Annotated in this window: 27 protein-coding genes and 1 pseudogene; 16 read left to right on the forward strand and 12 right to left on the reverse strand. The window is 65.3% G+C overall.

The window, feature by feature from the left end; translation table 11 throughout:
* Window positions 1-22 precede the first annotated feature (22 nt).
* Together AB4Z51_RS15065 and AB4Z51_RS15070 are read left to right on the forward strand one after the other, a co-directional pair.
* Window positions 23-658: a TetR/AcrR family transcriptional regulator gene (locus AB4Z51_RS15065; protein ID WP_085399264.1), complete on the forward strand. Its 636-nt coding sequence runs from the start codon at window positions 23-25 to the stop codon at window positions 656-658.
* A 54-nt stretch (window positions 659-712) separates the two neighbouring features.
* Window positions 713-1,054, forward strand: coding sequence for a DUF6665 family protein (locus AB4Z51_RS15070; protein ID WP_085399263.1), 342 nt, complete (start codon window positions 713-715; stop codon window positions 1,052-1,054).
* Between the two features lie 18 nt (window positions 1,055-1,072).
* Here AB4Z51_RS15070 and AB4Z51_RS15075 read toward each other — a convergent pair whose 3' ends face one another.
* The 4 genes from AB4Z51_RS15075 to AB4Z51_RS15090 all read right to left on the reverse strand — a co-directional run bounded on the left by AB4Z51_RS15075 (window position 1,073) and on the right by AB4Z51_RS15090 (window position 4,551).
* Complete coding sequence (locus tag AB4Z51_RS15075) at window positions 1,073-1,660, reverse strand: histidine phosphatase family protein (RefSeq protein WP_085399262.1); 588 nt, start codon at window positions 1,658-1,660, stop codon at window positions 1,073-1,075.
* Window position 1,661: 1 nt separating this feature from the next.
* A complete protein-coding gene (locus AB4Z51_RS15080; RefSeq protein WP_135214108.1) occupies window positions 1,662-2,867 on the reverse strand; it encodes an extensin-like domain-containing protein in 1,206 nt (401 codons plus the stop codon).
* A 341-nt stretch (window positions 2,868-3,208) separates the two neighbouring features.
* A complete protein-coding gene (locus AB4Z51_RS15085) occupies window positions 3,209-3,541 on the reverse strand; it encodes a hypothetical protein (protein WP_085399260.1) in 333 nt (110 codons plus the stop codon).
* Window positions 3,542-3,690: 149 nt separating this feature from the next.
* Window positions 3,691-4,551, reverse strand: coding sequence for a DUF2147 domain-containing protein (locus AB4Z51_RS15090; protein ID WP_085399259.1), 861 nt, complete (start codon window positions 4,549-4,551; stop codon window positions 3,691-3,693).
* Between the two features lie 190 nt (window positions 4,552-4,741).
* Between AB4Z51_RS15090 and AB4Z51_RS15095 the strand changes: the two genes are divergently transcribed.
* The gene (locus tag AB4Z51_RS15095) at window positions 4,742-5,518 is read left to right on the forward strand and encodes a DUF2147 domain-containing protein (protein ID WP_085399258.1); all 777 of its coding nucleotides are present in this window, start codon (window positions 4,742-4,744) and stop codon (window positions 5,516-5,518) included.
* A gap of 314 nt (window positions 5,519-5,832) precedes the next feature.
* Window positions 5,833-7,296 (forward strand): FecR domain-containing protein, encoded by a 1,464-nt coding sequence (locus tag AB4Z51_RS15100; RefSeq protein WP_167767975.1) that lies wholly within the window; start codon window positions 5,833-5,835, stop codon window positions 7,294-7,296.
* 301 nt (window positions 7,297-7,597) lie between these two features.
* Here the strand turns inward: AB4Z51_RS15100 and AB4Z51_RS15105 are convergent, their stop codons facing one another.
* A complete protein-coding gene (locus tag AB4Z51_RS15105) occupies window positions 7,598-8,161 on the reverse strand; it encodes an NUDIX hydrolase (protein ID WP_085405121.1) in 564 nt (187 codons plus the stop codon).
* Window positions 8,162-8,228: 67 nt separating this feature from the next.
* Entirely contained in the window at window positions 8,229-9,092 is an 864-nt protein-coding gene (gene asd, locus AB4Z51_RS15110; RefSeq protein ID WP_441497597.1) for an archaetidylserine decarboxylase, read from the reverse strand.
* 35 nt (window positions 9,093-9,127) lie between these two features.
* Between asd and AB4Z51_RS15115 the strand changes: the two genes are divergently transcribed.
* Window positions 9,128-10,792: an aminotransferase class III-fold pyridoxal phosphate-dependent enzyme gene (locus AB4Z51_RS15115; protein ID WP_085405122.1), complete on the forward strand. Its 1,665-nt coding sequence runs from the start codon at window positions 9,128-9,130 to the stop codon at window positions 10,790-10,792.
* Between the two features lie 376 nt (window positions 10,793-11,168).
* On the opposite strand, the gene AB4Z51_RS15120 is transcribed toward AB4Z51_RS15115, so the two are convergent.
* The 3 genes from AB4Z51_RS15120 to AB4Z51_RS15130 form a co-directional block, all read right to left on the reverse strand.
* On the reverse strand, window positions 11,169-11,828 hold the full coding sequence (locus AB4Z51_RS15120) for a hypothetical protein (RefSeq protein ID WP_085405123.1): 660 nt from the start codon (window positions 11,826-11,828) through the stop codon (window positions 11,169-11,171).
* A gap of 153 nt (window positions 11,829-11,981) precedes the next feature.
* Window positions 11,982-12,671 (reverse strand): class I SAM-dependent methyltransferase, encoded by a 690-nt coding sequence (locus AB4Z51_RS15125; RefSeq protein ID WP_063981512.1) that lies wholly within the window; start codon window positions 12,669-12,671, stop codon window positions 11,982-11,984.
* Between the two features lie 35 nt (window positions 12,672-12,706).
* Window positions 12,707-13,759: a glycosyltransferase family 4 protein gene (locus AB4Z51_RS15130; RefSeq protein WP_085405124.1), complete on the reverse strand. Its 1,053-nt coding sequence runs from the start codon at window positions 13,757-13,759 to the stop codon at window positions 12,707-12,709.
* Window positions 13,760-14,034: 275 nt separating this feature from the next.
* On the opposite strand from AB4Z51_RS15130, the gene AB4Z51_RS15135 reads away from it, so the two are divergent.
* Window positions 14,035-14,742: a L,D-transpeptidase gene (locus AB4Z51_RS15135; RefSeq protein ID WP_085405125.1), complete on the forward strand. Its 708-nt coding sequence runs from the start codon at window positions 14,035-14,037 to the stop codon at window positions 14,740-14,742.
* Between the two features lie 110 nt (window positions 14,743-14,852).
* Window positions 14,853-15,272: a c-type cytochrome gene (locus AB4Z51_RS15140; protein ID WP_441497598.1), complete on the forward strand. Its 420-nt coding sequence runs from the start codon at window positions 14,853-14,855 to the stop codon at window positions 15,270-15,272.
* Window positions 15,273-15,285: 13 nt separating this feature from the next.
* Here the strand turns inward: AB4Z51_RS15140 and AB4Z51_RS15145 are convergent.
* Window positions 15,286-15,681, reverse strand: a pseudogene (locus AB4Z51_RS15145) (nuclear transport factor 2 family protein).
* Window positions 15,682-15,813: 132 nt separating this feature from the next.
* On the opposite strand from AB4Z51_RS15145, the gene AB4Z51_RS15150 reads away from it, so the two are divergent.
* Window positions 15,814-16,293, forward strand: a complete 480-nt coding sequence (locus AB4Z51_RS15150) for an Lrp/AsnC family transcriptional regulator (RefSeq protein ID WP_085405314.1) — start codon at window positions 15,814-15,816, stop codon at window positions 16,291-16,293.
* A gap of 2 nt (window positions 16,294-16,295) precedes the next feature.
* Window positions 16,296-16,793 carry a GNAT family N-acetyltransferase gene (locus tag AB4Z51_RS15155; RefSeq protein ID WP_085405127.1) on the forward strand — a complete coding sequence of 166 codons (498 nt, stop codon included), beginning with the start codon at window positions 16,296-16,298 and terminating at the stop codon, window positions 16,791-16,793.
* On the opposite strand, the gene AB4Z51_RS15160 is transcribed toward AB4Z51_RS15155, so the two are convergent.
* Window positions 16,787-17,083: a hypothetical protein gene (locus AB4Z51_RS15160; RefSeq protein ID WP_085405128.1), complete on the reverse strand. Its 297-nt coding sequence runs from the start codon at window positions 17,081-17,083 to the stop codon at window positions 16,787-16,789. The genes AB4Z51_RS15155 and AB4Z51_RS15160 overlap by 7 nt on opposite strands.
* The gene (locus AB4Z51_RS15165) at window positions 17,076-17,870 is read right to left on the reverse strand and encodes a DUF899 domain-containing protein (protein WP_085405129.1); all 795 of its coding nucleotides are present in this window, start codon (window positions 17,868-17,870) and stop codon (window positions 17,076-17,078) included. The genes AB4Z51_RS15160 and AB4Z51_RS15165 overlap by 8 nt, the downstream gene beginning before the upstream one ends.
* Before the next feature lie 150 nt (window positions 17,871-18,020).
* On the opposite strand from AB4Z51_RS15165, the gene AB4Z51_RS15170 reads away from it, so the two are divergent.
* The 7 genes from AB4Z51_RS15170 (at window position 18,021) to AB4Z51_RS15200 (ending at window position 26,119) form a co-directional block, all read left to right on the forward strand.
* Window positions 18,021-19,241 (forward strand): helix-turn-helix domain-containing protein, encoded by a 1,221-nt coding sequence (locus AB4Z51_RS15170; RefSeq protein ID WP_085405130.1) that lies wholly within the window; start codon window positions 18,021-18,023, stop codon window positions 19,239-19,241.
* 28 nt (window positions 19,242-19,269) lie between these two features.
* Window positions 19,270-19,908, forward strand: a complete 639-nt coding sequence (locus tag AB4Z51_RS15175; protein ID WP_085405315.1) for a Vgb family protein — start codon at window positions 19,270-19,272, stop codon at window positions 19,906-19,908.
* A gap of 137 nt (window positions 19,909-20,045) precedes the next feature.
* Window positions 20,046-21,614, forward strand: a complete 1,569-nt coding sequence (locus AB4Z51_RS15180) for a DUF4403 family protein (protein ID WP_085405131.1) — start codon at window positions 20,046-20,048, stop codon at window positions 21,612-21,614.
* Between the two features lie 129 nt (window positions 21,615-21,743).
* The gene (locus tag AB4Z51_RS15185; protein WP_085405132.1) at window positions 21,744-22,868 is read left to right on the forward strand and encodes an ABC transporter ATP-binding protein; all 1,125 of its coding nucleotides are present in this window, start codon (window positions 21,744-21,746) and stop codon (window positions 22,866-22,868) included.
* Between the two features lie 56 nt (window positions 22,869-22,924).
* Window positions 22,925-23,983 carry an ABC transporter substrate-binding protein gene (locus AB4Z51_RS15190; protein ID WP_071910318.1) on the forward strand — a complete coding sequence of 353 codons (1,059 nt, stop codon included), beginning with the start codon at window positions 22,925-22,927 and terminating at the stop codon, window positions 23,981-23,983.
* A 46-nt stretch (window positions 23,984-24,029) separates the two neighbouring features.
* On the forward strand, window positions 24,030-25,292 hold the full coding sequence (locus tag AB4Z51_RS15195; RefSeq protein WP_441497599.1) for an ABC transporter permease: 1,263 nt from the start codon (window positions 24,030-24,032) through the stop codon (window positions 25,290-25,292).
* Window positions 25,289-26,119 carry an ABC transporter permease gene (locus AB4Z51_RS15200; protein ID WP_085405134.1) on the forward strand — a complete coding sequence of 277 codons (831 nt, stop codon included), beginning with the start codon at window positions 25,289-25,291 and terminating at the stop codon, window positions 26,117-26,119. Before AB4Z51_RS15195 ends, AB4Z51_RS15200 begins: the two co-directional genes overlap by 4 nt.
* Window positions 26,120-26,545 lie beyond the last annotated feature (426 nt).

The following is a 26,545-nucleotide window of genomic DNA, read 5'->3' on the forward strand; positions in this document are numbered from 1 at the left end:
AACCTTCCGAGACGCTGAACCAATGGTTGTAGCCGGCCGCGAACATCTCCACGTCGTCCAAGAGGAGGACAGCTCCAAGCGCCGCCAGATCCTGGACGGAGCCCGCAAGGTGTTCATGGATCTCGGTTTCGACGGCGCCAGCATGGGCGAGATCGCGCGCGCGGCGCAGGTCTCCAAGGGCACGCTCTACGTCTACTTCGCCGACAAATGCGCGCTGTTCGAAGCCATCCTCGAGCAGGAGGCGCTCCAGCACGGCCAGGTCGTTTTCAATTTCGATCCCGCGCGCGACGCCGAGACCACGCTGAAGGATTTTGGCCAGGCCTATATCCATCTGCTGTGCCGGCCCGGCGGCGGTTCGGCGATCCGCACCGTGATGGCGATCGCCGAGCGCATGCCTGACGTGGGCCGCCGCTATTATCTGCGCGTGCTGGACAAGACCATCAACCGGCTCTCCGAATATCTCAAAATCCATGTCGCCTCCGGCGACCTCAAGATCGACGATTGCGATCTGGCAGCGTCACAGTTCATGGAGCTGTGCAAGGCCTCGCTCTTCCTGCCGTTCGTTTTCCAGGCCGCGCCTGCGCCGTCGGAAGAGCGCATGACCGAGGTCGTCGACAGCGCGACGCGGATGTTTCTGGCGGCGTACCGCGCGAAGTAGCAGCGGCGTGCCACTCGTTGCGCAGCCCGCTGCCGCGGCATTATATTAAGCGCCATGTCCCGTGATCTTCGCCCGCCTGTCGATATCCTCCATTACGAGATCGTCCAGGAACAGGCCTCAGCGCTTGGACGGATGGGCAGTGCACTCGAACAGAGTCTTGCGCGCCTGCGCGAATTCGACGCCGCTCACGCGCGCTCGGAAGTGCCGGCCTCAATGCAAGCGGCGCGGCGCAAGCTGGTGATGGAAGCCGGCCAGGCGCTCTGGATGCTCGTGGTGCAACGGGAGGCGACCGGCTTGCGCGACAGCCGCCATATCATGCGGACCTACAACGTTCCGGGCGAGGTGCAGCGGTGCATGGGGCTGGTCCCCGCACCGTCGAAGCCGGCCTCGAAGTGACTGTCCGGCACCCAGGGACTAGGCCCCGATCTCTTCCATCTTGCGCCACCCATGCAGGACGCGGCGCCCCTCCCGGGTGAATGCGAAGCAATTGCCGCCGCCGGCCGCCTGATCGTGAACGCGATCGATGGCATGACCGGCTTGGTGACAGAACAGCAGCGTGCCGACGGCACCGTGGCCAACGAAGAGAACGTCGCCCGGGCGATTGCGGGATAGCACCGCCTCGGTCTCGCGCACGATGCGCGCCTGCGCATCGACGGCGCGCTCCCAGCCGCGGACGTTGAGATGTGGCTGCGCGAAAAACTGGTCGGCGACCTCCTCGAACTCGGCCGGTTTCAGGAAGCCGGTCGCTGAACGGTCGTTCTCATGCATGGCCTCGCGGATCTCGATCATGAGTCCGAGGCGGCCCGCGATGATCTCCGCGGTCTCGATCGCCTTGCGCTCGGCGCTCGAGACGATCTGCGTGGTGCTCGCGAGCCAGCCCGCATTCGCCGCGGTCTCAGTGCGCGCGCGACCGACCGAACTCAGGCCCCATTGCGGCACGGGCACCGTGGGATCTATTTGCACCTGCGGATGGGTGAGATAGCGGACGATATCGGCGGGCATCTTACTCGTCGGCGTACTCGTCCTCTTCCTGCTTGCGCGTCGCGCTCTTGCGCGTTCCGAGCGAGCCCGTGACATAGGGATCACGCCGACCGGCGTAAGGGTTGCGCTGCTGGGCGCGGCCGGCGACCTCGTCGCCCGAGACGGCGGCGGGCTGGCAGATCAGGCGGCGGCTGGCGCGGCGCATCAGATCCACGTGGATATGATCGTAGTGATAGACGTTCGAGCCCGGCGCCAGCACCGTGGTGAAATGCGCGCACGCGCCCGACTGCACGTCGCGCAAAAACCCCTGCTCTTCCGGCATGCCGCGCCAGCCGTCCTTCACGGTGACGCGGCGGCCGTCGGCGAGCACGAAGGCGGCGATGTCGAGCGCGTTGCCGAAGGCGTGCTCGGAAATGTGGGCGTGCGAGTTGCCGTTCATGCCGCGGCAGGAATAGGCGGAGATCTGCTTGATCTCGACGACGCGGGCGCCGAACCAGCGCATCGCCGATGGCTGCACGGTGTCGGCGAGCCAGCGATCGAGCTCGGACACGATCGGACAGGCGAGCGTCGCGGTCGGCTTGATCGCGACGGGGCCGACGGCGATGACGGGATTGCCCTGCGCCGGACCAAGACGCGGCAAAGGTTGCTGCGCGGGCGCCTGCGAGTACGGCGCCGGCCGCGCCGGATAGCTCGGCGCATTCATGTAGCGTGCGGCGCCCGCGGCGTCGGTGCCTTCGGGCGGCAGGTCGATTTCGTCCTCTTGCTGGGCCACGCCGGGCGCGTTCAGCGACATCGGGCCGGGCGCGTTGCCGTAGCCGGAGGGCTGGCGCACCGCGCTCTCGGGATAGTTCGACCGCTGCGGATAGGAGGATGACGGATAGTTCTGGCTCTGCGGAGGGTTCGATCGCGGCTGCGTCACCGGCCATCGCGGCTGGCCGCCGACACTCCCCGGCGGACGCAGTTCCTCGTCGGCAAAGCCATAGCTGCCCGAGGCTTCGCCGATGGCGGCGACCTTCAACGGGAACTCGGCGCCGCACATGCCGGGGCCCGAGATCGGCTCGATGCGGACGAGATCCGGCCCCTCTTTCACCGCGCCCGATTTCAGGCATGCGGCTTCGGCCTCGGCCCGCCACGGTTCGCGTTCGGCCTGGAAAAAGCCGCGTCCGCAACCCGCAAGCGAAACAAGGACGATGGAGCCGACGAGATACAAACGAACTCCGCGCGTCATGCACGCACGTTCGGTGAATTTACTTAAAGACTCTTCAACGTGTTGATTTCAGTGTTCTTTAACCATACCGGCACGCACGCGCGTACGCCGCCAGGCAGCAGCGGAAGCAAGGCTGACTTTTTCGGAGAGAGACTCTCTGTTAACCATGATGCGCTCGCACGGGGGACAGCAGCGGGAGCGACCTTATGACGTTCGCCGGGAGACTGAGCGTTATCACCGCGTGCCTCGCCATGGCCTTTGTCGGCGCCATCGTGCTCGGCATGATCTAGAGACATCACCGACCGCATCACGGGCTTGCCCGGCGGCGCCGGATCATCCGGCCGCCGGGCCTATTGCCGTGCTCAGAAATTCGAACAGGACGATCCCGTGACGCCGCCAATCTTGAAGTCGTGGCAGACGAGACCGGGATTATCAGGATCGGGATAGCCGTCGTCCTTCTCGCGAACCGTATGACTGAAGCGCCAGCCCCGCGTCCGCATGCAGCGCTTGTATTGCGCCGAAGTCGCCGTGCCGTTCTGCGGCGCGCCGAGTTGCGCGTCGCAGAACGCGCTGTCGACATGCAGCGCATCGTCGCCGCGCTGCTGCTTCAGCCTGTTGTTCCAGATGTCGGTGTCGGCGTGGGCCGGGACCGCGCTGCCGATCAGCAGCGCGGCGATGAGGCCGAGACGTTTCATGGTGGCTCTCCTTGCATGCGTCGTCAGCCATCGGTCGCGTGCAAGCGAGATGCAGGTTCGGTGCGGGACGATTACAAATTGGACAGGGGATCTTTCTTTTCCTTCTCCCCTTGCGGGAGAGGGTAAGCAGCACGCCTGCCCGCGAAAGACTACGACCTTGCCCCCCACTGCTGTGATGTCGTGATCACCTTCTGCTGCCGCTCCTCGACGCGCGTCCAGTCGTTGCCGGAGCACCAGAAGCGGCCGAGCGCGCAGGCTTCGACGCGAAGCCTGCCGGAAGCCGTCAGCGTCATCGTCCCATAATAGGTGCTGCCGCTGGAACGGCTGTAGATGCTGCCGGTCCAGGAATCGTGCGTTTTCGGCTTCATGTTGACGAGCACGCTTTCGCCCCGGCTCGAGGCTTCGGTCAGCGCATAGCCGCACAGCGCGGCGCCGCAGCGTTCGACGCGAACCGTGCCCTTCGCGCCTGGGCTCTCCCATTCGCCGAGCGGCGAATAAGCCGGCTCGTCATCGCTGCGCTGGGCGATCGATGAAGTCTCGTCGGGCCTCGGAGCGACGGCCGTCACCTCCATGCGCGGCGGATCGAGCATGACCGTCTTCGGCGGATCCATGCGCGGCAGCTCAACTCTCGGCGGATTGGGGCTCGGCGCCTCGAGTCTTGGCGGCGGCAAGACAACGGGCTGCGATGTGGCCGCGGCCATGACGGGGGCGGGCGGCGCGGGTGGTGCCACGACGACGGCCGCTGGCGCCGGCCTGACCGGAGCTGCCGGACAAGCCGGTTGCGACGGCGCGACTACGGGCAGCGGAGCAGGTGTCGTATCGGCATCGATCGTCCGCCGGAGGCTGCGATTGGATGAAACCGACACACAGGAAGCAGACCGGCAATTCCGCGGCGCCTCGACATGAAACCGGTGGCCGCCGATCGAGAAGGTGTAGGCACCGGCATGCGCTGAAGACGCCATCGCCACCAAAGCGATCAATGTGCCAAGCGATGTCGCAAGCCGCTTCATCGGTGCCTCCCTCTGTGTCGCCACGAGGTTACGCAGGACGACCCGCCGCTGAATGTGCGCTGCCTCACCCAGCCGGCACGGATCGTTGTGACGTCCATCACAGAAGTCGGGACAGGCCCGGCGTAGGGTCGAACCACGCTTCATCCACCAGCGACACCAGTTCAGACCGGCACAATTTTCAGAGGTTGCCATGAACAAGCTCACCATCGCCGCCACCGCGCTCTTCCTCGCTTCGACCGCCGCCGCGCATGCCGGCAACTCGATTGCGTTCCAGATCGAAGGCCAGCACATCCGCATCGAGACGCCGCGCAACTGCGCCTCGCTCGACTGCGTGACGATCGTTGCGCCGGGCCTGTCGGACAAGCCGATCAAGCTGAACAACATCAATCTCAAGGGCCTCGGCGGCTCCAAGGACGACGACGACGACACCACGCCAGCTCCGTCCACGACGACCGCACAGCCGGCGCCGGCTCCGGTGCAGCAGCAGCCCGTGCAACAGGTGCCGGTGCAGGCGGCCGCGCCTGCTGTCGCCACCCCCGCGGCTCCGACTGTTGCCGCCGCTCCGGCCGCCGGCTACGACAACACCGCGCAGACCGCGCCCGCCGCGGCTCCCGTTGCCGCGCCTGCACCGGTCGCGATTGCGCCCGCTCCGGCTCCGGTGGCCGCCGCGCCGGCGTCGGCCGCCAATACGCCGATCGGCGTCTGGGCGACCGAAGAGAACAAGGGCAATGTCCGCGTCGAACATTGCGGCGCCAATCTCTGCGGTTACGCCATGAAGTCCAACGAGCGCATCCTGATCAACATGAAGCCCGACGGCGCGAAGTGGAGCGGCCGCATCCACGATCCCGACTCCGGCCGCAACTACGACTCCACGATCGCGATGAAGGGCCCGAATGCGATGCGCGTGCAGGGCTGCGCCTTCGGCGGCATGTTCTGCGGCGGCCAGACCTGGAAGCGCGTCAGCTGACATCAACGATGTCATCCTCGACAGGTGCACAATGATCGTCATGCCCGGGCTTGTCCCGCCTGCGCGGCCGAAGCCGCTTCGGCGAGGCGAAGGCCCGGGCATCCACGTTCCCGGTAACGCGCGTTAAGACGTGGATGGCCAGGACAAGCCCGGCCATGACGCAGTAGAGAGGGCCGAGCTCATTCGCTCGTATCGCAGGTCGTTTGAACGTTCGCCCCGTCCATGCGACACATGTTCATCCACCATTCAGCTAACCCCAGCTGATATCGGCCGATCTCGCCTCGCGTTCTCACCGGGACTTCCTCGTGACATCAATGGTGGCTTGGCGCCGCTTCGTCTTTGCGCTTCCGTTGCTGGCGTTGCCGCTGGCCGGCGCGAGCGTGGCGCTCGCATCCGATGCAATCGAGCTTGCGCAGGCCCAGCCCCAGGCGCAGCCAACGCCCGCCCCCTCCCCGACGCCGTCGGCTTCACCTGCGCCCGCCACGGACGCGCAACCCGCCGCCGTCGAGCCCATCGGCAACGTCGCGACCGTGACGGGGATCGCGACCGTGGTCCGCGACAGGAACTCGTATCCGCTGCGCGTGCGCGACGACATCTATCTCAACGACGTCGTGCAGACCTCGTCGAACTCCTCGCTCGGCATCACCTTCAACGACGCCACCACGTTCAACCTCTCCGCCAGCGCGAAGATCACCATCGACAATTACGTCTATGAGGACGGCGGCAAGCAAAATTCGGCGATCTTCGACATCGGCAAGGGCACCGTTGCCTTCGTTGCAGCAGCCGTGGCGAAGACCGGCGACATGAAGATCGCGACGCCGACCGCAACGCTCGGCATCCGCGGCACCACCGGCGTCGTCGACGTTCCCGAAGGCGCGGCGGCCAGTGCTGCGAATAACGTCAACATCAAGCTCTATCCCGACGCCGACGGCCGGGTCGGCCACATCGAGGTCAACGATCGCACCAGCGGCACGCGACTCGGCGCCTTGACGCAGGCCGCAAGCGGTTTTGCGATCCGCCCGGGCGCCGGAGGCACAGGCGGCATGCGCTTTGCCGCCGTGCCGATCACGATCGCTCCGCAGCAGATCACGCGCGACCGCGGCTTCGTCAGCCAGGTGCATCTGGCGCAGACCACGGGCCGGCAGATCGTCACCGAGCAGCGCGACTTCCGCCGTGCCAATCCGACCGCAATCAGCCGCATTCCGCGGCCGACCCAGCCACCGCAGCAGCAGCAATTGCGGCCGGCGACAGCACCCGGTCAGCAGCCGCAGCGGCCGAACGGCCAGCCCGGCCAGAACAACCGTCCGGGCCAGCAGCAGCCGGGCACGCCGGGCCGCCAGGGCGCGCAGTCGCCGCAGCGGCAAGGACAAGGCGGCGCCGTGCAACCGGGTACGCCGCGCGCGGGCCAGGGTCAGCAGCAGCGAGGCCAGCAGCAGCAGGGCCAGCAGCAACCAGGTCAGCAGCAAGGTGCGGGACAGCCGGCAGGTGCGCCGCGTACTGGACAAGGCACGCAGCCCGGCGGCGCGTTGCAGACGCAGCCACAGCGAAACGGACAGACCCCGGCGCAGCCCGGCGGAGTCGTGCCGTCACAGCCGGGCACGGCGCCGCAGCCGCAAACGCCGCGCACCGGATTGCAGCCGGGCCAGCCGCCTGCGGCTCAGCAGCCAGGCGGCATCCAGCGCCAGGGCGGATTCCAGCAGCGCCTCCCCGCCGCGCAACGTCCCGCAGCACCGCGCAGACCGGCGCCCGCTCCGAAGGAGAAGAAAGAGCGGCGGTGAACGGTGCCTCCCCTCACCCTGAGGAGCTTGCGAAGCAAGCATCTCGAAGGGCGAGGCCACAGTCGGGCCGCATGGTTCGAGACGCGCGACGCGCGCTCCTCACCATGAGGGTCGACGTCGAGTGCGCGGCCCTCTCCTCCGTCATTGCGAGCGAAGCGAAGCAATCCAGAATCTTTCCGCGGAGAGACTCTGGATTGCTTCGCTGCGCTCGCAATGACGACTTGGAGGGAACTAAGGCTCCCACAAACTTGCTAGCTCGCGGATGTTTCCAAACTCGCGAGCAAAGCAGCGTAAAGACAACTCACGCTTCGCCGCGCAACCAGGCCTTCACCTTCTGCAACAGGCCATGACGCAGCTCGTCGACTGAGGCGACTTCAGCGGGTGTCAGGGTTTGCAAAGCTGCATCGATGTCGTCGGTTGCTGGCGCCGGCTCGGGCACCGGCGTAGACGCCAGCCCGGCCGCCGCGAGCGCGATCGGACCGACCTGCACCAGGAACGCGCGCTCATATTCGCGCGACAGGCGCGCGAGCGCATCCTCCAGCGTCAGCCAGTCGACCGCCTTGATGTCGTTCATCAGCTTGCGAACGGGACCGCCCTCGGCCTCCATGCGCCAGAAATGCACGACCTTGGAGCGCCCTCCCGACTGGTAGACGAGCGTGCCGAGGAATTCGTGGATGGCCACATCGTGGCCGGTCTCTTCCAGCACCTCGCGGTGCGCGGCTTCCTTCGGCGTCTCGCCGTCGTCGAGCTTGCCCTTGGGCAAAACCCATTCGTTGCGCTTGCGCTGGCGCACGACCGCAACCAGCGGCGGCGCGCCACGCCGCAGCACAATACCACCCGCCGCCATCACCGGCGCCCGCGCCATCACAAGATTCCGTGTCGATCCAATCGGCCCGCCGACGATATAGGCTGCCGACGCGGCGGATTGAAGGCTAGTTCTTCTTCAACAGCGCTTGACCTGCGCGAATGCGGGTGCCCTCGCCGATGCCGTCGCAGAAGTTGAAATCACCGGGCGCCAGGATGATGATGGTGGAGCCGTGCTCGAACCAGCCGAGCTCCTCGCCCTTGGTCACGTTGACGTCGCAGGGGAAATTGACCGGGCCGCGAGTCTGCGCGTTCAGCACCATGTCGAGGAAGTGCAGGCGGATGCTCGCGACCAGGATCGCGGCGACCGGCACCAGCGTCACGGCTTCGCCGGTCGACAAATGCGTGCGGATCACCGCGCGCTCGTTCTTGCAGAACAGGCGCTCGACCCGCTTCAGCGCGATCGGATTGACGTTCCAGACGTCGCCATGGATCAGCGTGACGCGTTCGATATGCGCATCATAGGGCGCATGGAAGCGGTGATACATGCTCGAGGTCAACCGCAGCGTGACGAAGCTTCCGTTGCGGTGCTGATCCACGAGCGCTGAGTCACCGAGCAGGTCGAGCAGCGAATAGGGCGCACCCTTGACCTGGAACAGCTCGGTGTCAACGATCCGGCCATGGGCGCCAACGATGCCGTCCGAGGGGCTGGCGACAATGGAAGGGTCTGGATCGAAGGGCCGCAGCCCCGGCTTGAGCTCCCGGGTGAAGCAGTCGTGCAGGCTCTTGAAGTGGGTCTTGCGCGCCTCCGACAGATCGAGGTCGGAAAACAGCTTCCACAGCGCGATCGAGAAGTCCCGGACCAGGGGATTCTCGATCTTGGAGAACCGGCCCATGAAGCGGGTCAGGGCCGCGCGGGGGATGCGGTTGGTCAACAGGAAGTTGAGGTCTTCCTGCTGGGTGAAAGAGGCGATGAGGGCTTTGACTGTCATGAATCTGTCAGCTCGCAGTATTAGCGCTTGTTGTCATGGAAACGACACTCCCGATTCTCTCATTTTCCGTGGCCGCCGCAGCGTCCGCTGCCGCCGCCTTCCCGAAGCTCAAGGCGCGCATCGCACTCTCCCGCGCCAAGCACCGGTCGCTCGCCGGGCACTCCAAGATGTCGCGCCGGGTGGCCAAGCTGCTCCCGTTCTACGAGTTCGAGGGCGATCAGTATTTCGGCTGCGACGGCGCGCCTGATAACGTGGTGAAGCAGCGCAAGGACGCCTTCTTCCGCCTCGCCGGCCTCTACGCCGAGCGCTACCCCAGGGGCCGCGCGATGACGAAGGAAGCGGCGGAAAAGATCTCCGACCTGCACTTCACCGAAACCTACCGCGTGCCGTTCCAGTTCTCGCGCCTCGTCCGCGAGCATCTGGGCACCTCGACCTTCATGGAATCGTCCAGCGGCGTCACCGTCACGGATGTCGACGGCAACACCTCTTACGACCTCACCGGGTCCTACGGCGTCAACATCTTCGGCAACGACTTCTACAAGGAGTGCATCGAGGGCTCGGAGAAGCGCGCGCATGCACTCGGCCCCGTGCTCGGCCCCTACCATCCCGTCATCCTCGAGAATGTGCAGCGGCTCTGCCAGATCTCGGGCCTCGACGAAGTCTCGTTCCACATGTCCGGCACCGAGGCCGTCATGCAGGCGGTGCGGCTTGCGCGCTACCACACCAAGCGCACGCATCTCGTTCGTTTCGCCGGCGCCTATCACGGCTGGTGGGGCGACGTACAGCCCGGCGTCGGCAATCCGATTCCCGCGCACGAGACCTACACCCTCGCCGAGATGTCCGAGAAGACATTGCACGTGCTGCGCACGCGCAAGGACATCGCCTGCGTGCTGGTCAATCCGTTGCAGGGCCTGCATCCGAACGGCAACGCGCCCGGCGATTCCTCGCTGGTCGATTCCTCCCGCGGCGGAAACTTTGACCGCGCGGCGTATACCGAGTGGCTGAAGAAGCTGCGCGAAGTCTGCACCGAGCGCGGCATCGCGCTGATCTTCGACGAGGTCTTCGTCGGCTTCCGTCTCGCCGCCGGCGGCGCCCAGGAGTACTTTGGCGTCAAGGCCGACATGGTGACCTACGGCAAGAGCCTTGCCGGCGGCCTGCCGGTCGGCGTCGTCTGCGGCAAGAAGGAATTGATGCGCCGCTTCCGCGACGATCGTCCCGCCGACATCTGCTTCGCCCGCGGCACCTTCAACTCGCATCCCTACGTCATGACGGCGATGGACGAGTTCTTGAGCCGGCTTGCCAGCCCGAACTTCCGTGCCATCTACGACGGCCTGGACACGACCTGGAACGGCCGTGCGCAAAAGCTCAACCAGATGATGACCGATGCCAACCTGCCGGTGCGGTTCGCCAACTTCTCGTCGATCTGGACGGTGAAGTACACCACCCCGTCCCGCTACAACTGGATGCTGCAATATTACCTGCGCGCCGAAGGCCTGTCGCTGAGCTGGGTCGGCACCGGACGGCTGATCTTCAGCCTGAACTACACCGACGCCGATTTCACCGAGGTCGCCGAGCGCTTCGTCCGCGCGGCCGAGAAGATGAAGGCCGACGGCTTCTGGTGGCACGACGGCGTGCTCACCAACAAGAATATCAAGCGGCAGATTTTGAAAGAGATGCTGGCCAAGCGTTTTGGGCGCTGAGGCTTTCCCACTCTTAACCCCGAGCACCGCCCTCCCTTCTCCCTCGCCCCGCCCTTGTCCGCCGAAGCCTTGGCGAAGGCGGATGCGGGGCCGCGACGAGCTACGCTCGCGCTGAGAGGGTCGGGGTGAGGGGGAGTCTCCGCGCATGCGGTGAGAGTTGATCAACGATCCACTAGCAGTCCCCCCGCGGAGAGCCCCCCTCACCCGGCTTTGCGCTACGCGCAAATCCGACCTCTCCCCGCAAGCGGGGTGAGGTGAAGAGAGCGCTGGGCTCCGCTGAGTCACTTTAAAGGTATCCCCAAGACGTGGATGCCCGGCACGAGGCCGGGCATGACGCAACCATCAGACATCGGAGTGTTGTGTGAGAACAGCGCGCTCAGGCGTGCTGCTCTTCGAGCGTGGGCTCGGAGATGAGGCCCAGCGTGTGCTCGGGGTTGAGGTGCAGGCCGGGATCCATCAGCTCGCCGCGCATCAAAGCGAGCGGCGCGCTACGATAGAGCATCAGGTCGTGGAAGGGATCGGTCAGGATCTTGGTCATCCAGACCAAGCCGGTCTCGATGTCGCGGATGAAGAACAGGTGGACGGTGCGGAACAACAGACCACCGCCGCCGATCACGAGCCAGATCTTGGCGACCTGCCGCATGAAATCGGTCGCGCTCGCCCAGGGCGTGAACAGGCCGAACAGCGTCGGATCGACAACCAGCACCAGCGGCGACAGCGCCCAGATCGCCATCAGCACCACCTTGCGCTGAAGGTTGTAGCCGACCTTGATGTCCTCCTTGTACTCGTGCGTCGCCTGGTTGATGTGGTCGTAATCGTGCGGCTCGAAGAAGAAGTGACCGGCCTGGCGCGAGGTCATCGACACCAGCCAGCCGACCAGCGCCGAGATCATGGGATCGACGAACAGCCAGACATAGGCGAAGAGAAAGCTCAGCGCGCTGACGAAGTGCAGGCTCTGATTGATGCGGCTGTGGTGATAGTAGCGATGGTCGTCCCAGCGCTGGATCCGCAGCTGCTCGAGATAATTCTTGATCATGCTCTCCCCCAAAATGCTTTCGGGTTCAGGATTTACAGGGATTCGATGTAGGCCGTGTGACATCATCATTTTGTCATGTGACGATGTGCAGCGGCGCGATGACGCACGCGAACGCGTGAGCGGCGGCTTGAGCCGCCGCTCACACAGCCCAACTTAGGCTGCTTTGGCGACGTCGACCTTGCGGAAGCGCACCAGCGAGAAATGGCCGAGCGGCGGAATCAGGCGGCGCTCGGCGAGCTCGATGCCCTTGGCACCGGAGAGCCACTTCGCATAACGCGACCAGGCGAACTCGGCGGTGCGGAAGCCGAGCGGACGCACCACCGGCTGGAGCTTCTGCTCGATGAAGCGGCGCATGCCGGTATCGGCGCTGACGCGGGTGAGGATGATCAGCTCGCCGCCCGGGCGCAGCACGCGGGCGAATTCGTCGAGCGCCACTTCCGGGTTCGGCACGGCGGTGACGACATATTGCGCCATCACGACGTCGAAGGAATTGTCGGGGAATTCGAGCTTCTCGGCGTCCATCACCGCGAGGCCCTCGACATTCTTCAGATTGCCCTCGGTGACGCGCTGGCGCGCCTTGTCGAGCATCGCTTCCGAAATGTCGGTGCCGAAGATGCGCAGATGCGGCGCGTAGAGCGGCAGCGAGATGCCGGTGCCGACGCCGACCTCGAGCACACGGCCCCCGATCTTGTTGGTGGCCGCGATCGCGGCCTGCCGGCCCTTGGCGAACACGCCGCCGAACACGAGATCGTAGACGGGCGCCCAGCGGTCATAGGCCTGCTCAACCGTGCCACGGGTGAGGTCGAGCTGCTGGGTACCGTCAAGGTTCATGATCTTAGCCATCGATGAGGTTCTCGCTGTGGGTCAAACGTTGCAGATCAGCCGCGCACCGGCCGCCGCGCCATGACCGGCGAGGCGCGCAGGATGCGGCTGGGCTGAAGTGAGGTGAGGTTTCCGACGAACTGCCGCGCGCTGTTTTCCCAGGAACGCTCCAGCGCGAAGTTACGGCAGGTCTCGCGCGACATGGTGAGCGCGCGGAGGCACGCGGTACGCAGATCATGGTCGATCGCGCCGATCGGATGATCGGCGATGACGTCCTTGGGGCCCGTCACCGGAAACGCCGCCACCGGCGTGCCGCAGGCGAGCGCCTCGAGTTGCACCACACCGAACGTGTCGGTCAGGCTCGGGAAGACGAAGACATCGGCGGCGGCGAGATGCGCGGTCAGATCCGCGCCCTTCTTCTCGCCGAGGAAGACGGCATCCGGATATTTCTTTTCGAGCGCCGCCTTCTGCGGGCCGTCGCCGACGACGACCTTGGTGCCGGGCAGGTCGAGCGAGAGGAACGCTTCGAGATTCTTCTCCACGGCGACGCGGCCCATGGTCATGAAGATCGGACCCGGCAGGTCGAGCTTGGCCGGACTGTCTGGATGGAACAGCTCGGTGTTGACGCCGCGTGTCCAGAAGCCGAGTCGCTTGAAGCCGCGTTCGGAGAGCTCCTGCCGCAGCGAAGGCGTCGCCACCATGGTCATGGCGGCAGCGTCGTGGAAGTGGCGCAGCACGGCATAGCCGACGGCATCAGGGATACCGGTCCGCACCGAGACGTATTCGGGAAAGCGCGTCGTGTAGGAGGTGGTGAAGGCAAGGCGGTTGCGGCGGCAATAGGCGCGCGCGGCCCAGCCGATCGGCCCCTCGGTCGCGATGTGCAAGGCTTCCGGCGCCGCCTTCTCGATCCGCCGCGCGATCTCCTTGCCGCTCGGCAGCGCGATGCGCAGGCCCGGATAGGTCGGCAGCGGCCAGGACCGAAAGCCGTCCGGGGTGAGGAAGTCGATCTCGACGTCGAGCGCCTTGGCCGCGTTCGCCAGCGAGGTCAGCGTCCGGACCACACCGTTAACCTGCGGATGCCAGGCGTCAGTCGCGATTAATACCCGCATGGGGAAATCCCGAGAGTTTGATGATTCTCGGCTTAGGACCATCAACCACGGATATTTCAGGCGTGTGACGTCACAGAAGTGTCGGCCCGCTGTTTTGTTGGTTAACGGGTCCGCGCCGCCACGAAACCGTCATGAAACAAATCCTTTCCGCCATGAAACCGTTTTCGGTTTTCCGCGCAAAGCTCCCGAAACGTTTTGTCGTTAGTGATTTGGGCAACGGAGCACCGAAACGGTGCCGCGGTGGTCAAGAAACACCGATCAAACAGGGGCGATCAATGATCAATCTGGACACGTTCAAGACGTATTCGCGCGCCGTTGCGCTCAGCGCCATCGCGATCTCCGCAATCGCATTTGCCGGTCCGGCCAAGGCTGCGCCCGTGCAGCTCTTCCCGTTCTTCCAGCCGCTGCCGCCGATGGCCGCGCCGCAGCCTTACCAGCCCTATCAGGCCACGCCTTACCAGGCCGCGCCGTCCGAGGATCAGGACGCGGTCGAGATGCCGGCCCGCTTCCGCCGCCAGACGGTTTCCTACGCGACGCGCGAGGCGCCGGGCACCATCATCATCGATACGCCCAACACCTATCTCTATTACGTGCTCGGCAATGGCCAGGCCGTTCGCTACGGCATCGGCGTCGGCCGCGACGGCTTCACCTGGTCCGGCGTGCAGTCGGTGACCAAGAAGGCCGAGTGGCCGGATTGGACCCCGCCGCCGGAAATGATCGCCCGCCAGCCCTATCTGCCGCGCCACATGGCCGGCGGCCCCGGCAATCCGCTCGGCGCCCGCGCCATGTATCTCGGCGGCACCATCTACCGCATCCACGGCACTAACGCCCCCGACACGATCGGCAAGCACGTCTCGTCCGGTTGCATCCGCCTGACCAACGACGACGTCACCGACCTCTACTCCCGCGTCAACGTCGGCACCAAGGTGATCGTGCTGCCGATGACCGAACGCCGCGCGGACCTCGGCGCCGCGACGCGCTAACGCGACAGGACATTGTGACGCAAACGGCCCCGGAACCCACCGGGGCCGTTTTCGTTTGCATCATGCTCTCCGGGCGGCCTCGCCTGGAGAAGCACTGTTCGGAGGCGCGGATGCGATCACACCTGCAAATGTCGCTAGGTCCATGGCTGCGCTCGATCGCAGGTGCCGGCGCATTGACGCTGCTCCTGTCTGCGCCCTCGTCGCTCGCCCAGCAGCCGGCGAACGACGAGGCGGCCCAGCAGGCCTTCAACAATTCCTGTCGCACCTGCCACTCGGTGAAGGATGGCGACAATCGCCTCGGTCCCAATCTCAACAAGGTCGTGGGACGCAAGGCGGGCTCGCTGCCGAACTACAACTACTCCCCGTCGATGAAGGACGCCGGCTTCGTCTGGGATCCGGACAAGCTGACCCGCTTCATGGTCAAGCCGGACGAGGTCGTGTCCGGCAACAAGATGCAGCCCTATGGCGGCGTCTCCGCGGAGGACGCGGCCAAGGTGGTCGCGTATCTGCAGGCGGTGGGCGGGCAATAAGATTGCGGAGGCGCTACGTGCCGGTCGGCTCATACCGTCGCTCCACATGGAACGATTTCGCGGTAATGAGCCAAGTGCCCTCGATGCAGTGATACGCCAGATAATCAACGTACTGGCGCACATCGATCCGAACGCGAACCTTCACCAGTGCCTGCGCTGACGACGCCAGATCGATCAGCAATATCTCCTGAAGGCGCGGGGCATTCTTGGATTTGGGCGACGGGGTCGAAGCCAGCATCGCTCTCTAGTCGCCAACGGGCAGGATCCGCAATTCAGCGTCGCGAAATCCGTGGAGTTGCGCAGTCGGCGCAAAGACGCGGTCGAACTGCGAAGCATCGCTGTCGTACATCAGCGTGAAGTAACGTTCGACGGCCTCCAGCAGAGGCGCAAGGTTCGGGCTCTCGGTCATGGCTCACTCCATCAGCAGCAAAGTCGGAGCAATCCATCTCACGGAAAGCCAAGGCATGTCCTTGCGAACTGGGCTAGTCTCGGCGGCTCGGGCGCAATATTGCGCCCTTCTCGATCCCACAGGATGCGGTTCATGCCAAAATGCGAACTAGATGCGATCGACCGGCGCATCGTCACCGAACTCCAGGCCAACGCACGACTGAGCAACATCGAACTGGCGGACAAGATCGGATTGTCGCCATCACCCTGCCTGCGACGAGTGCGGCGGCTGGAGCGGGACGGCTATATCGACGGCTACCGGGCCTCCTTGCGGCGTGGCCGCCTCGGGCTCGGCTTCTCGGCCTTCCTCGGCGTCAAGATCAACGGCCATGCCAACGACCAGGCGCTGGGCTTCGAACGGACCGTTGTGGCGATGCCCGAGGTCGTTGCCTGCCACCTCGTCTCCGGCGAAGCCGACTATCTCCTCGAAATCGTCGTGCCCGAGCTCGAGGACTACCAGCGCTTCCTCGTCGACAAGCTGCTCAACCTGCCCATCGTGCGGGAGGTTCGCAGCAGCATTGCGATCCAGACGCTGAAGGCCGGCGCGCCGCTACCGCTGGCACATCTCTTATAGCCATGATCAGACTGCTCACGCCCGCCGACGCGGCTCTCTACCGTGCGATCAGGCTGGAAGCGCTCGTAACGCATCCCGAAGCTTTTGGCAGCACGTTCGCACGCGAGCAGGAAAAGCCCCTCACCTGGTTCGAGGCGCGCCTTGCAGCGTCGGACGTTTTCGGCGCCTTCGTCGCGCACGAGCTCGTCGGCGTTGCCGGCTTCCATCGGCAGGACGGCGCGAAGACCGAGCACAAGGCTCTTCTCTGGGGCATGTATGTGCGGCCCCATGCGCGAAAATCCGGCGCGGCGCGGCGCCTTGTCGACGCGGTCGTGGCACATGCCACAGGGCAAGTTGAACAGCTTCAGCTGGCCGTCGTCAGCGAGAACGCCGCCGCCATCCGCCTCTACACCGCTGCCGGCTTTGTCGAATACGGCCGTGAGGTGAAAGCACTGAAGCACGCCGACCGATACTACGACGAAATCCTGATGGCATTGTTCCTCAACGACAGCGGTCAATGACTGACGCCATCCGTATCTCGCCGGATGGCGCCCCGCCGCTCCGAAACCAGCCTCAGCCAGGCCGCCGAATGAAACGCGCTCATCAGCAGATACATCGGCACCATCCCACTCAGCACGGAGCCGTACCCGGCGGCACACAGCATGTCCGCCGGGCCGCCGAGCACGGCCGTCAACACGGCCATGATCGCGAAGGTCGGCGTTGCCGCCAGAGCCAGCCATCTGGCGAGGTGGCGTGCGGCCACCACGCCATCGCGGCTCGCGCCGGTGGCCACGTTGGCGGGACTAGTCACGGCCTTCCGCGGCCTCCTCGCGAAAAGCCTTCTCGCCGGCCGTCGAGATCTCCACCCATTTCTTGTCGGGCGCAGCGCCTTCCGCGTAGCTGTCGTGCCAGTTCCACCATTTGTAGGTTGGCGTCTGCGGATAGCCCTTTGGCGAGTCCTCCCAGACCTCCTGCCGGCCGAGCGGCGTGATGTCGAGATAGTTCCAGGTGCCGCCCATCTGCTCGTCGCCGCGGCTCTTGACGAAATAGGTGCGGAAGATGCGGTCGCCGTCGCGGTAGAACACGTTGGTGCCGTGCCATTCGTCCACGCCGAAATCGGCGTCGAAACTGTCGGTGACGGTGACCCAGGGCATGGTCCAGCCCATCCGCTGCTTCAGCCTGATGATGTCGGCCTGGGGCGCGCGCGAGGCGAACACGAGCGTGGTGTCGCGGGCGTTCAGATGCGAGACATGGGCGACCTGGTCGGCCACCATGGAGCAGCCCCGGCAGGCTTGATCGGGCCAGCCGAGCACGCCCGGCTCGAAGAAGGCCCGGTAGACGATCAGCTGCCGCCGGCCCTGGAACAGATCCACCAGACTGATCTTGCCGCCGGGCCCCTCGAACGCATAGGTTTTGGTGATTTCCATCCACGGCATGCGCCGGCGCTCGGCGGCGAGGGCGTCGCGGGCACGGGTATGCGTCTTTTCCTTCACGAGCAGTTGCTGACGGGCGGCCTCCCAGTCCTGCGGCGACACCACCGGCGGTGTTTGCATGGCGGCCTGTCCGTTAGTTCCTGCGTTGTCTACTGATGTCATCATGGCTCTCCATTCCTCTTGTCCGGGCGGTCCTTCCGCGTCGCGCTATGACGGACGCGGAACCGCTCGACCCTCGCCGCACATTGTCGGTCGTCAACGATTTCTGGCACCAAGCGGTTGCGCGGTGGGAGTAACAAGTGTGGCGGGATTTGAATGGACTCGCTGATCACGGCCGCCGCGCGCGCGTTAGAGGCCGGCGATCCGCTCGGCGCGCTGAACCGCGTTGCGCTGCGCAACGATGCACCGTCGCTGGCGCTACGCGGCATCGCGATGGCGCAGCTCGGCGATCTCGCGAAAGCGAAGACGCTGCTGCGGAGTGCCGCGCGCGCGTTCGGTCCAAGAGAGGCGGTGGCGCGCGCGAGATGCGTGGTGGCCGAAGCCGAGATCGCGCTCGTCTCGCGCGACCTGAGCTGGCCGGTGAAAACGCTCGCGGCGGCCCGCGCGACGCTCGAACAGCACGGCGATCTCGCCAATGCAGCCCATGCGGGCCACATCGAGGCGCGCCGCCTCCTCCTCGTCGGGCAGCTCGACGAAGCCGAGCGCACGCTGGCCGAGCTCAGCCCCTCCCCGCTCCCGCCTGCATCGCAAGTCGTCCGCGAGCTCGTGGTCGCCGGCATCGCCATCAGACGATTGAGAGCGAAAGATGCGCGCGCCGCGCTCAACCGCGCGGCTCTCGCAGCGCGGCAGGCGAAGATCCCGGCGCTCGTGGCCGAGGTCGACAGCGCGAACCTGATCCTCGACACGCCGGCGGCGCGCCTGATCGCGCGCGGCAGCGAACACCCGTTGTTGCTCGGCGAGGTCGAGAGACTGGCGACCTCGACGGCGCTCGTCGTGGACACCTTTCATCATGCCCTGCGCAGGCAAGGCCGCGTCGTATCGCTCGGAACGCGGCCGGTGCTATTCGCGCTCGCCCGCCTCCTGGCGCAGGCATGGCCTGCCGACGTCTCGCGAGAGGCGCTGATATCAGGCGCGTTCCGGGCGAAGCACGCCGATGAATCGCATCGCGCGCGGTTGCGCGTCGAGATCGGGCGCCTCCGCACCCAGCTCAAGCCGCTGGCCGACATCAGCGCGACGAAGCAAGGCTTCGTGCTGGCGCCGCGCAAGACGCGCGACGTGCTCGTGCTGGCACGTCCCGTCGAGGAGAAGCACGCCGCGGTGCTCGCCTTCCTCTCCGACGGCGAGCCCTGGTCGAGCTCGGCGCTCGCGCTGGCGCTGGGGACGAGCGCGCGCACGGTGCAGCGGGCCCTCGAAGAGCTGGCGCGATCGAACAAGGTGCAATCGTTCGGACTCGGCCGGGCACGGCGCTGGATGACCCCGCCCGTCCCGGGTTTCCCGACAGGCTTGTTACTCCCCGGACCGCTCCTGAAGGCGTAAATTGGATCACATCACAGGGATCAAGCACATGAAGCGTTCAGCCGCCGAGATCGTCAGGGAGTACGGACCTTTTGCGGGTGTCGAGGCCGTGCATGGCGTCACCTATGACGGCACCCATGTCTGGTTCGCATCCGGCGACAAGCTGAATGCGGTCGATCCGGCCAACGGCAGGATCGCACGCTCCATCGACGTCGCCGCGCATGCGGGGACGGCGTTTGATGGCCGGCACCTGTTCCAGATCGCCGAGGATCGCATCCAGAAGATCGACGCTGCCACCGGCAAGGTGATCAGCACGATTCCGGCCCCGGGCGGCGGCGGCGATTCCGGATTGGCCTGGGCGGAGGGCTCGCTGTGGGTCGGTCAGTATCGCGAGCGCAAGATCCATCAGGTCGATCCGGAGACGGGAAAGATCCTCCGCACCATCGAAAGCAAGCGCTTCGTGACCGGCGTCACCTGGGTTGACGGCGAGCTCTGGCATGGCACCTGGGAGGGCGAGGAAAGCGATTTGCGGCGGATCGATCCCGAGACCGGCAAGGTGCTGGAGCAGCTCGACCTGCCCGCCGGGACGATGGTGTCAGGATTGGAGTCCGACGGCGGCGACCGCTTCTTTTGCGGCGGTGGCGATCGCGGCAATGTGAGGGCGGTTCGCCGCCCGAGGCGCAGCTAGGTGCGCGATGACGGATGCGCGGCACCGATGCTGCCGCAACCGTTAATCTGTTCGCCCCAATTCCACCCCACCGGTGCGCTCTAGCGCCCCCCTCGCCTGCCCTGTAGACTTCCGGCCCTGGGCGGCTTGGGGGATTGATGCGACTGACGCTGAACTTGAAGACTATCCTGATCGCCGTGGCGGTGCTCGCGGCGTCGTTTTTCGTCAGCCTGAAGGCGATGGACTGGCTGTCGCCGCGCGCGGCGACGACTGCGCCGCCGGTCGCACAATTGCCACCGCTGCCGCCGGTCGCGAAGAGCTCGATCGTGGTGGCGCCGGTGGCGATCGCGATATCGGCGATCCGCGAACAGGCCGAGAAAGCCGCGCCGCGCAATTTCGCCGGCAAGGCCGATAATCCAATCTCGCAGATCCTGGAGAATGCCGACATCGGCTGGTCCGCCGTGCGCGGGCCGATGGCGGCTGCCGGCGACAAGGACGTGCTGACGATCTCGACGCCGCTCAACGGCAAGCTCAACGTGACGGGCTCGCTGTCGTCGAAAGCCACCGGCGCGCTTGGCGACGCGCTGGGCAGCGTGCTCGGCGGCGACGCAGCGAAACGGATCGGCGCGGTCAACATCAAGAATTTGAACGCCAGCGCCGAGATCAAGGGCAACGTGGTCGTCACCTCGCGCCCGAAGCTCGCGGCCAACTGGCATCTCGAGCCAAATCTCGGCGCCCAGGTCAATCTCGGCGACACCAACCTCAACGTCTCCGGCGCCAAGGTCAACGTGCCGGCGCAGGTGAAGCCGCTGATCGACAAGAATGTCGGCGAGCAGATCAACATCGTCTCCGAGCGCATCCGCAACGATCCCTCGCTGCGCGACAATGCGAAGCTGCAATGGGCCAAGGCCTGCCGCTCGATCCCGCTGCAGGGCTCGGGCTCCTCGGCCGCGCTGCCGCCGCTCTGGCTCGAGATGAAACCGACCCGTGCCATCGCGGCGCAGCCGCGCGTCGACGCGCAGAACGTGACGCTGCTGCTCGGTCTCGAGCTCGAGACGCGCGTGACCTCGACGTCGACCAAACCGGACTGTCCCTTCCCCGACAAGATCTCGATCGTGCCGCCGACCGGCACCGGCGTGAACATCGGCGTGCCGATCGACGTGCCCTTCACCGAGATCAACAAGCTGATCGCGGCGCAGATGGTCGGCCACACCTATCCCGAGGACGGCTCCGGCCCGGTCGACGTCACCGTGAAAGGCGTCAACGTGGTCCCGTCGGGCGATCGTCTCCTGATCTCGCTGCTGGTGCGTGCTAAGGAGAAGAAGAGCTGGCTCGGTCTCGGCGCCGAAGCGACCGTACACATCTGGGGCCGGCCGATGCTCGACCAGGCGCAGCAGACGCTGCGGCTCGCCGACATCCAGCTCGCGGTGGAGTCCGAGGCCGCCTTCGGCCTGCTCGGCGCGGCCGCGCGCGCGGTGGTGCCGCAGATGCAGCAGGCCTTGGTGCAGAAAGCGACGCTCGATCTGAAGCCGATCGCCGCCAATGCGCGCGAGAAGATCGCGGCCGCGATCGCCGACTACCAGAAGAGCGAGGATGGCCTCAAGGTCGACGCCAAGATCGACAGCCTGACCCTCGCCGACATCGCCTTCGATTCCAAGACGCTGCGCATCGTCGCGGAAGCCGGCGGCTCGCTGAACGTCTACGTGACGAAGCTGTCGGGGATGTAGTGCGTCTTCACGCGCCGGACCCGCGCGCGTCGCTTGCGCCGCTGGCATTCTCGTCGGAGGATGCTAAGCTGTTTCCCGCAACCTCGAACGAGGTGCTGACAGCACTGCAGGGGACAACGCGAGGACAACATGGAAGCCGGCATGGTCACGCCTGCGCCGGCGCTGGTGCGCTTTTCCGGCATTCAGAAGACCTACGATGGCGAGCACCTCGTGGTGAAGAACCTCGATCTCGAAATCAGGAAGGGTGAGTTCGTCACCCTGCTCGGCCCGTCGGGCTCGGGCAAGACGACAACGCTGATGATGCTGGCCGGCTTCGAGGTTCCAACCCATGGCGAAATCTACCTCGCGGAACGGCCGATCAAGAACGTGCCGCCGCATAAGCGCGACATCGGCATGGTGTTCCAGAACTATGCCTTGTTCCCGCACCTGACGATCGCGGAGAATATTGCCTTCCCGCTATCCGTTCGCAACACGGCCAAGGCCGAGGCGCAGGAGCGCGTCAACGCGGCGTTGCGCATGATCAAGATGGAAACCCTGGCGCACCGGCGGCCCGGGCAGCTGTCCGGCGGTCAGCAGCAGCGCGTGGCGCTGGCCCGCGCGCTGGTTTTCAATCCGCAGCTCGTACTGATGGATGAACCCCTTGGCGCCCTCGACAAGCGCCTGCGGGAGCAGATGCAACTGGAAATCAAGCAGCTGCACGAGACGATGGGCATCACCGTCGTCTACGTCACCCACGATCAGAGCGAAGCGCTCACCATGTCGGATCGCATCGCCGTGTTCAACGACGGCATCGTGCAGCAGATCGACCGGCCCGACGCGCTGTATGAGCATCCGGTGAACAGCTTCGTCGCTCACTTCATCGGTGAGAACAACGTGCTGTCCGGCACCGTCGAGACGGTCGAGAAGGAATATTGCCGCGTCACGCTGGCTGGTGGCGGCGCCGTGACCGCACGGGCGGTCAATGTATCGGGCGCGGGCGCGTCGACCTCCCTGTCAGTGCGGCCGGAGCGGATCGCCATCATCCCGGACGGCACCTCCAGCGAGGGACCGAACCGACTGCCGGCCAAGGTGCAGAACACCATCTATCTCGGCGACCACGCGCTTGCCGTGCTCGATGTCGCCGGCAACGGGGAGTTCATGGTCAAGCTTCAGCCGGGGACGCATGACGGATTGAGACATGGCAATCTAAGATCTGGTGAAAGCGTATTCATCACCTTCCGTCCCGAGGACTGCCTGGCCCTCGATCCCGTCTGATCCGGACCGGCATCGATCAAGCTCAACGCAACGCAGATGAAGAAGGAACAAGGACCATGCTGAAGCGCAAGACTGGCAAGATTGCTCTGGGGTTCGCCGTGGCGTTCAGCGCCAGCGCCGCGCTGGCCACGGTCGCGCAGGCGCGTGACCTCACCGTCGTGTCGTGGGGCGGCGCCTATCAGGATGCCCAGAAGAAGGTCTATTTCGAGCCGTTCAAGAAAGCAGCCGGCGTCGCGATGAACGACGAGTCCTGGGACGGCGGCGTCGGCGTGTTGCGCGCCAAGGTGCAGGGTGGTGCCGCCACCTGGGACCTCGTCCAGGTCGAGAGCGACGAACTCGCGGTCGGCTGCGAGGAAGGCCTGTTCGAGAAGATGGATTATTCCAAAATCGGCGGCGAGGCCGCCTATATCCCGCCGTCGGTCAATCCCTGCGGCGTCGGCGCCATCCTCTACGATTTCGTTCTCGGCTACGACAAGGACAAGCTGAAGGACGCCCCCAACGGCTGGGCCGACTTCTTCGACACCAAAAAGATTCCGGGCAAGCGCGCCTTGCGTCAGGGCCCGAAGACCACGCTGGAGATCGCCCTCATGGCCGACGGCGTCGCACCGAAGGACGTCTACAAGGTGCTGGCGACCGACGAGGGCGTCGAGCGCGCGTTCAAGAAGCTGGACACCATCAAGGGCGACATCGTCTGGTGGAAGGCCGGCGCCCAGCCGCCGCAATTGCTCGCCTCCGGCGAGGTGGCGATGACCTCGGTCTACAATGGCCGCATCGACACCGCGAACAAGAACGACAAGAAGAATTTTGGCATCGTATGGGACGGAGCGCTCTTCACCCTCGACAGCTGGGTCATCCTGAAGGGTAGCCCGAACAAGGACGCGGCCTACAAGTTCCTGGACTTCGCAGGCAAGGCGGAGAACCAGTCAAAACTGTCGCAGAACATCGCCTATGGCACCTCGAACAAGGACGCAGCCGCCCTGCTCGCGCCCGCCGTTCTCAAGGACCTGCCGACAGCGCCTGACAACATCAAGAACGCGGTCGAGATCAACGTTGGCTTCTGGCTCGAGAACATCGACCGCCTGACCGAGCGCTTCAACAAATGGGCCGCGAAATAACGCGCCCCGCAAGATTCGATCCAAGGCTCGATCCAAGGCTCGACCAATGACGGATGCGCGCTTGACCGGCGCCAATGCGTTGACCGAGGTGCCGCTCAAGCGCCGATTGAGGCGTGCGGAGCGGACACGTCAGGTCAGGGCATTGGCGCTGGTGCTGCCGCTTCTCGTCTTCCTGCTCTTCACCTTCGCAGGCCCGATCGCCGGCATGCTGTGGCGCGCGGTCGATGACCGCGAGGTGCGTCAGGTTCTGCCGCAAACCATCGCTGCTCTCGCCGACTGGGACGGCAAGGACCTGCCGGATGAAAAGGCCTTTGCAGCGCTGGCAAGCGACATCCTGGCGGCGCGCGCTTCCGGCATCATCGCCATCGCGGCCAAGCGGCTCAATTACGCCCTGAACGGTTTTCGTACGATCCTGACCAGCACGGCACGTAATCTGAAGGCGCAGCCGGAGCCCGGCACCGCCAGGGAGACACTGGGCAAGATCAACCCGGCCTGGCGCGAACGGGCCACCTGGACGACGATCAAGGATGCCGGTGGCCCGGTGACCGGATTCTATCTGCTGGCGGCGCTCGACCTGACGCGGAACGTCGATGGTGCGATCGTCGCGGCCGCATCAGACCAGGCGATCTACCGCAACGTCTTCGCCCGCACCTTCCTCATCAGCTTCAGCGTCACGGTACTCTGCCTGATCCTCGGCTTCCCGGTCGCTTACCTACTGGCAACGCTGCCGCCGGGCCGGTCGAACCTGCTGATGATCTTCGTCCTGCTGCCGTTCTGGACGTCGCTTCTGGTCCGCACCTGCGCCTGGATCGTCTTGTTGCAGAGCAAGGGCGTCGTGAACGACAGCCTGCACTGGCTTGGCATCATCGACGAGCCGTTGCGGCTGATCTACAACCGCTTCGGTGTCTGCGTGGCCATGACCCACGTTCTCCTGCCGTTCATGATCCTGCCGCTGTACAGCAGCATGAAAGCGATCTCGCCTGCGTACATGCGTGCCGCCGCCTCGCTCGGCGCGCCACCGACCACTGCCTTCCTGCGGATCTACCTGCCTCAGACCCTGCCCGGCATCGGCGCGGGAAGCCTGCTCGTCTTCATCCTGGCGCTCGGCTACTACATCACGCCGGCCCTCGTCGGCGGCGCCGCCGATCAGATGATCAGCTACTTCATCGCGCTCTACACGACCGAGACGGCCAATTGGGGCCTTGCTTCGGCGTTGGGTGCGGTGCTGCTGCTGGCCACTCTTCTGCTCGCTCTCGTCTACGGCAAGCTGGTGCAGGGACAGCAAGTCACGGGAGGGATGAAGAATTGAGCGATCATTCTTCCCTCCGCACGCCCAGCCAGCGCATCGCGTGGACCGCGACCATCATCATCTCCACGCTGGTGTTCATCTTCCTGATCGCGCCGATCCTTGCGATCATGCCGCTGTCCTTCAGCTCGGGCTCGTACCTCACCTATCCGCTGCCGGGCCTCTCCTTGCGCTGGTACGACGACTTCATCAATTCGCCGCGCTGGATGAATTCGCTGAAGAACAGCATGATCATCGGCGTCGCCTCAACCCTGCTGTCGATGGTGCTTGGCACGCTGGCCGCGCTGGGGCTGGCGCAGTGGAAGAGCCGGTTCAAACCGCTCGTGCTGGCTTTCGTGCTGTCGCCGGTCGTCGTGCCCGGCGTCATCACCGCGGTCGGCCTGTATTTCTTCTTCGCGCCGATCGGACTGACCGGCAGTTATCTCGGCCTGATCCTGGCCCACACCGCGCTGGCGACGCCCTTTGTGGTGATCACGGTCGGCGCGACGCTGCAAAGCTTCGACACCAATCTGGCACGCGCCGCCGCCTCGCTCGGCGCCTCGCCGCTTTATGCGTTCCGCCGCGTGATCCTGCCGCTGATCCTGCCCGGCCTGGCGTCAGGTGCGCTGTTCGCCTTCGCGACCAGCTTCGACGAGGTGGTGATCGTGCTGTTCATGGCAGGTCCGGAGCAGCGCACCCTGCCGCGCGAGATGTTCAGCGGCATCCGCGAGAACATCAGTCCGACCATCACGGCAGCGGCGGTGGTTTTGACCACAGTGTCGGTCATCCTCCTCGCCACCCTGGAAGGCCTGCGCCGTCGCAACGAACGGCTCAAGGGCAGCGGCGCGTGACAGGCGTGCCAGTCCTTCAGACTTGGGACCCGGGCAACCTGCCGTTGACGGGCAGGATGGGAATTATCATGTCGAGTATCGCGACATTACCGATTTGTTCGCAACATTTACGCCATGAGCAAGCGAGACCTTGGTGACGTTCCCTGCCAACGACTTCGGACCAACAGCAGCGAATGAAGTCTGTTCATCGGCCCAACGCGGAAGTCCTGCGACGTCCGCGTTCGCGCCGCGATTAGAGGCATAGCGGACTTCACTGCGTCCCCGATTTATGAGTACACGCCCTAGCACTACTTTGGCAGAATGTGTTTGCGCCCCTGTTTTTCAAGGATTTGCTTTCGGCAATATGGGCACTGCTGAGACGGCGGCCGAAGGATGAGATCGACGATGGCGTGACGTACGGCGGGCATGGTTGGCTGGGGCGGAGGC

The organism is Bradyrhizobium sp. 2TAF36, assembly GCF_052114925.1.
GTDB classification, from domain to species: Bacteria; Pseudomonadota; Alphaproteobacteria; order Rhizobiales; family Xanthobacteraceae; genus Bradyrhizobium; species Bradyrhizobium barranii.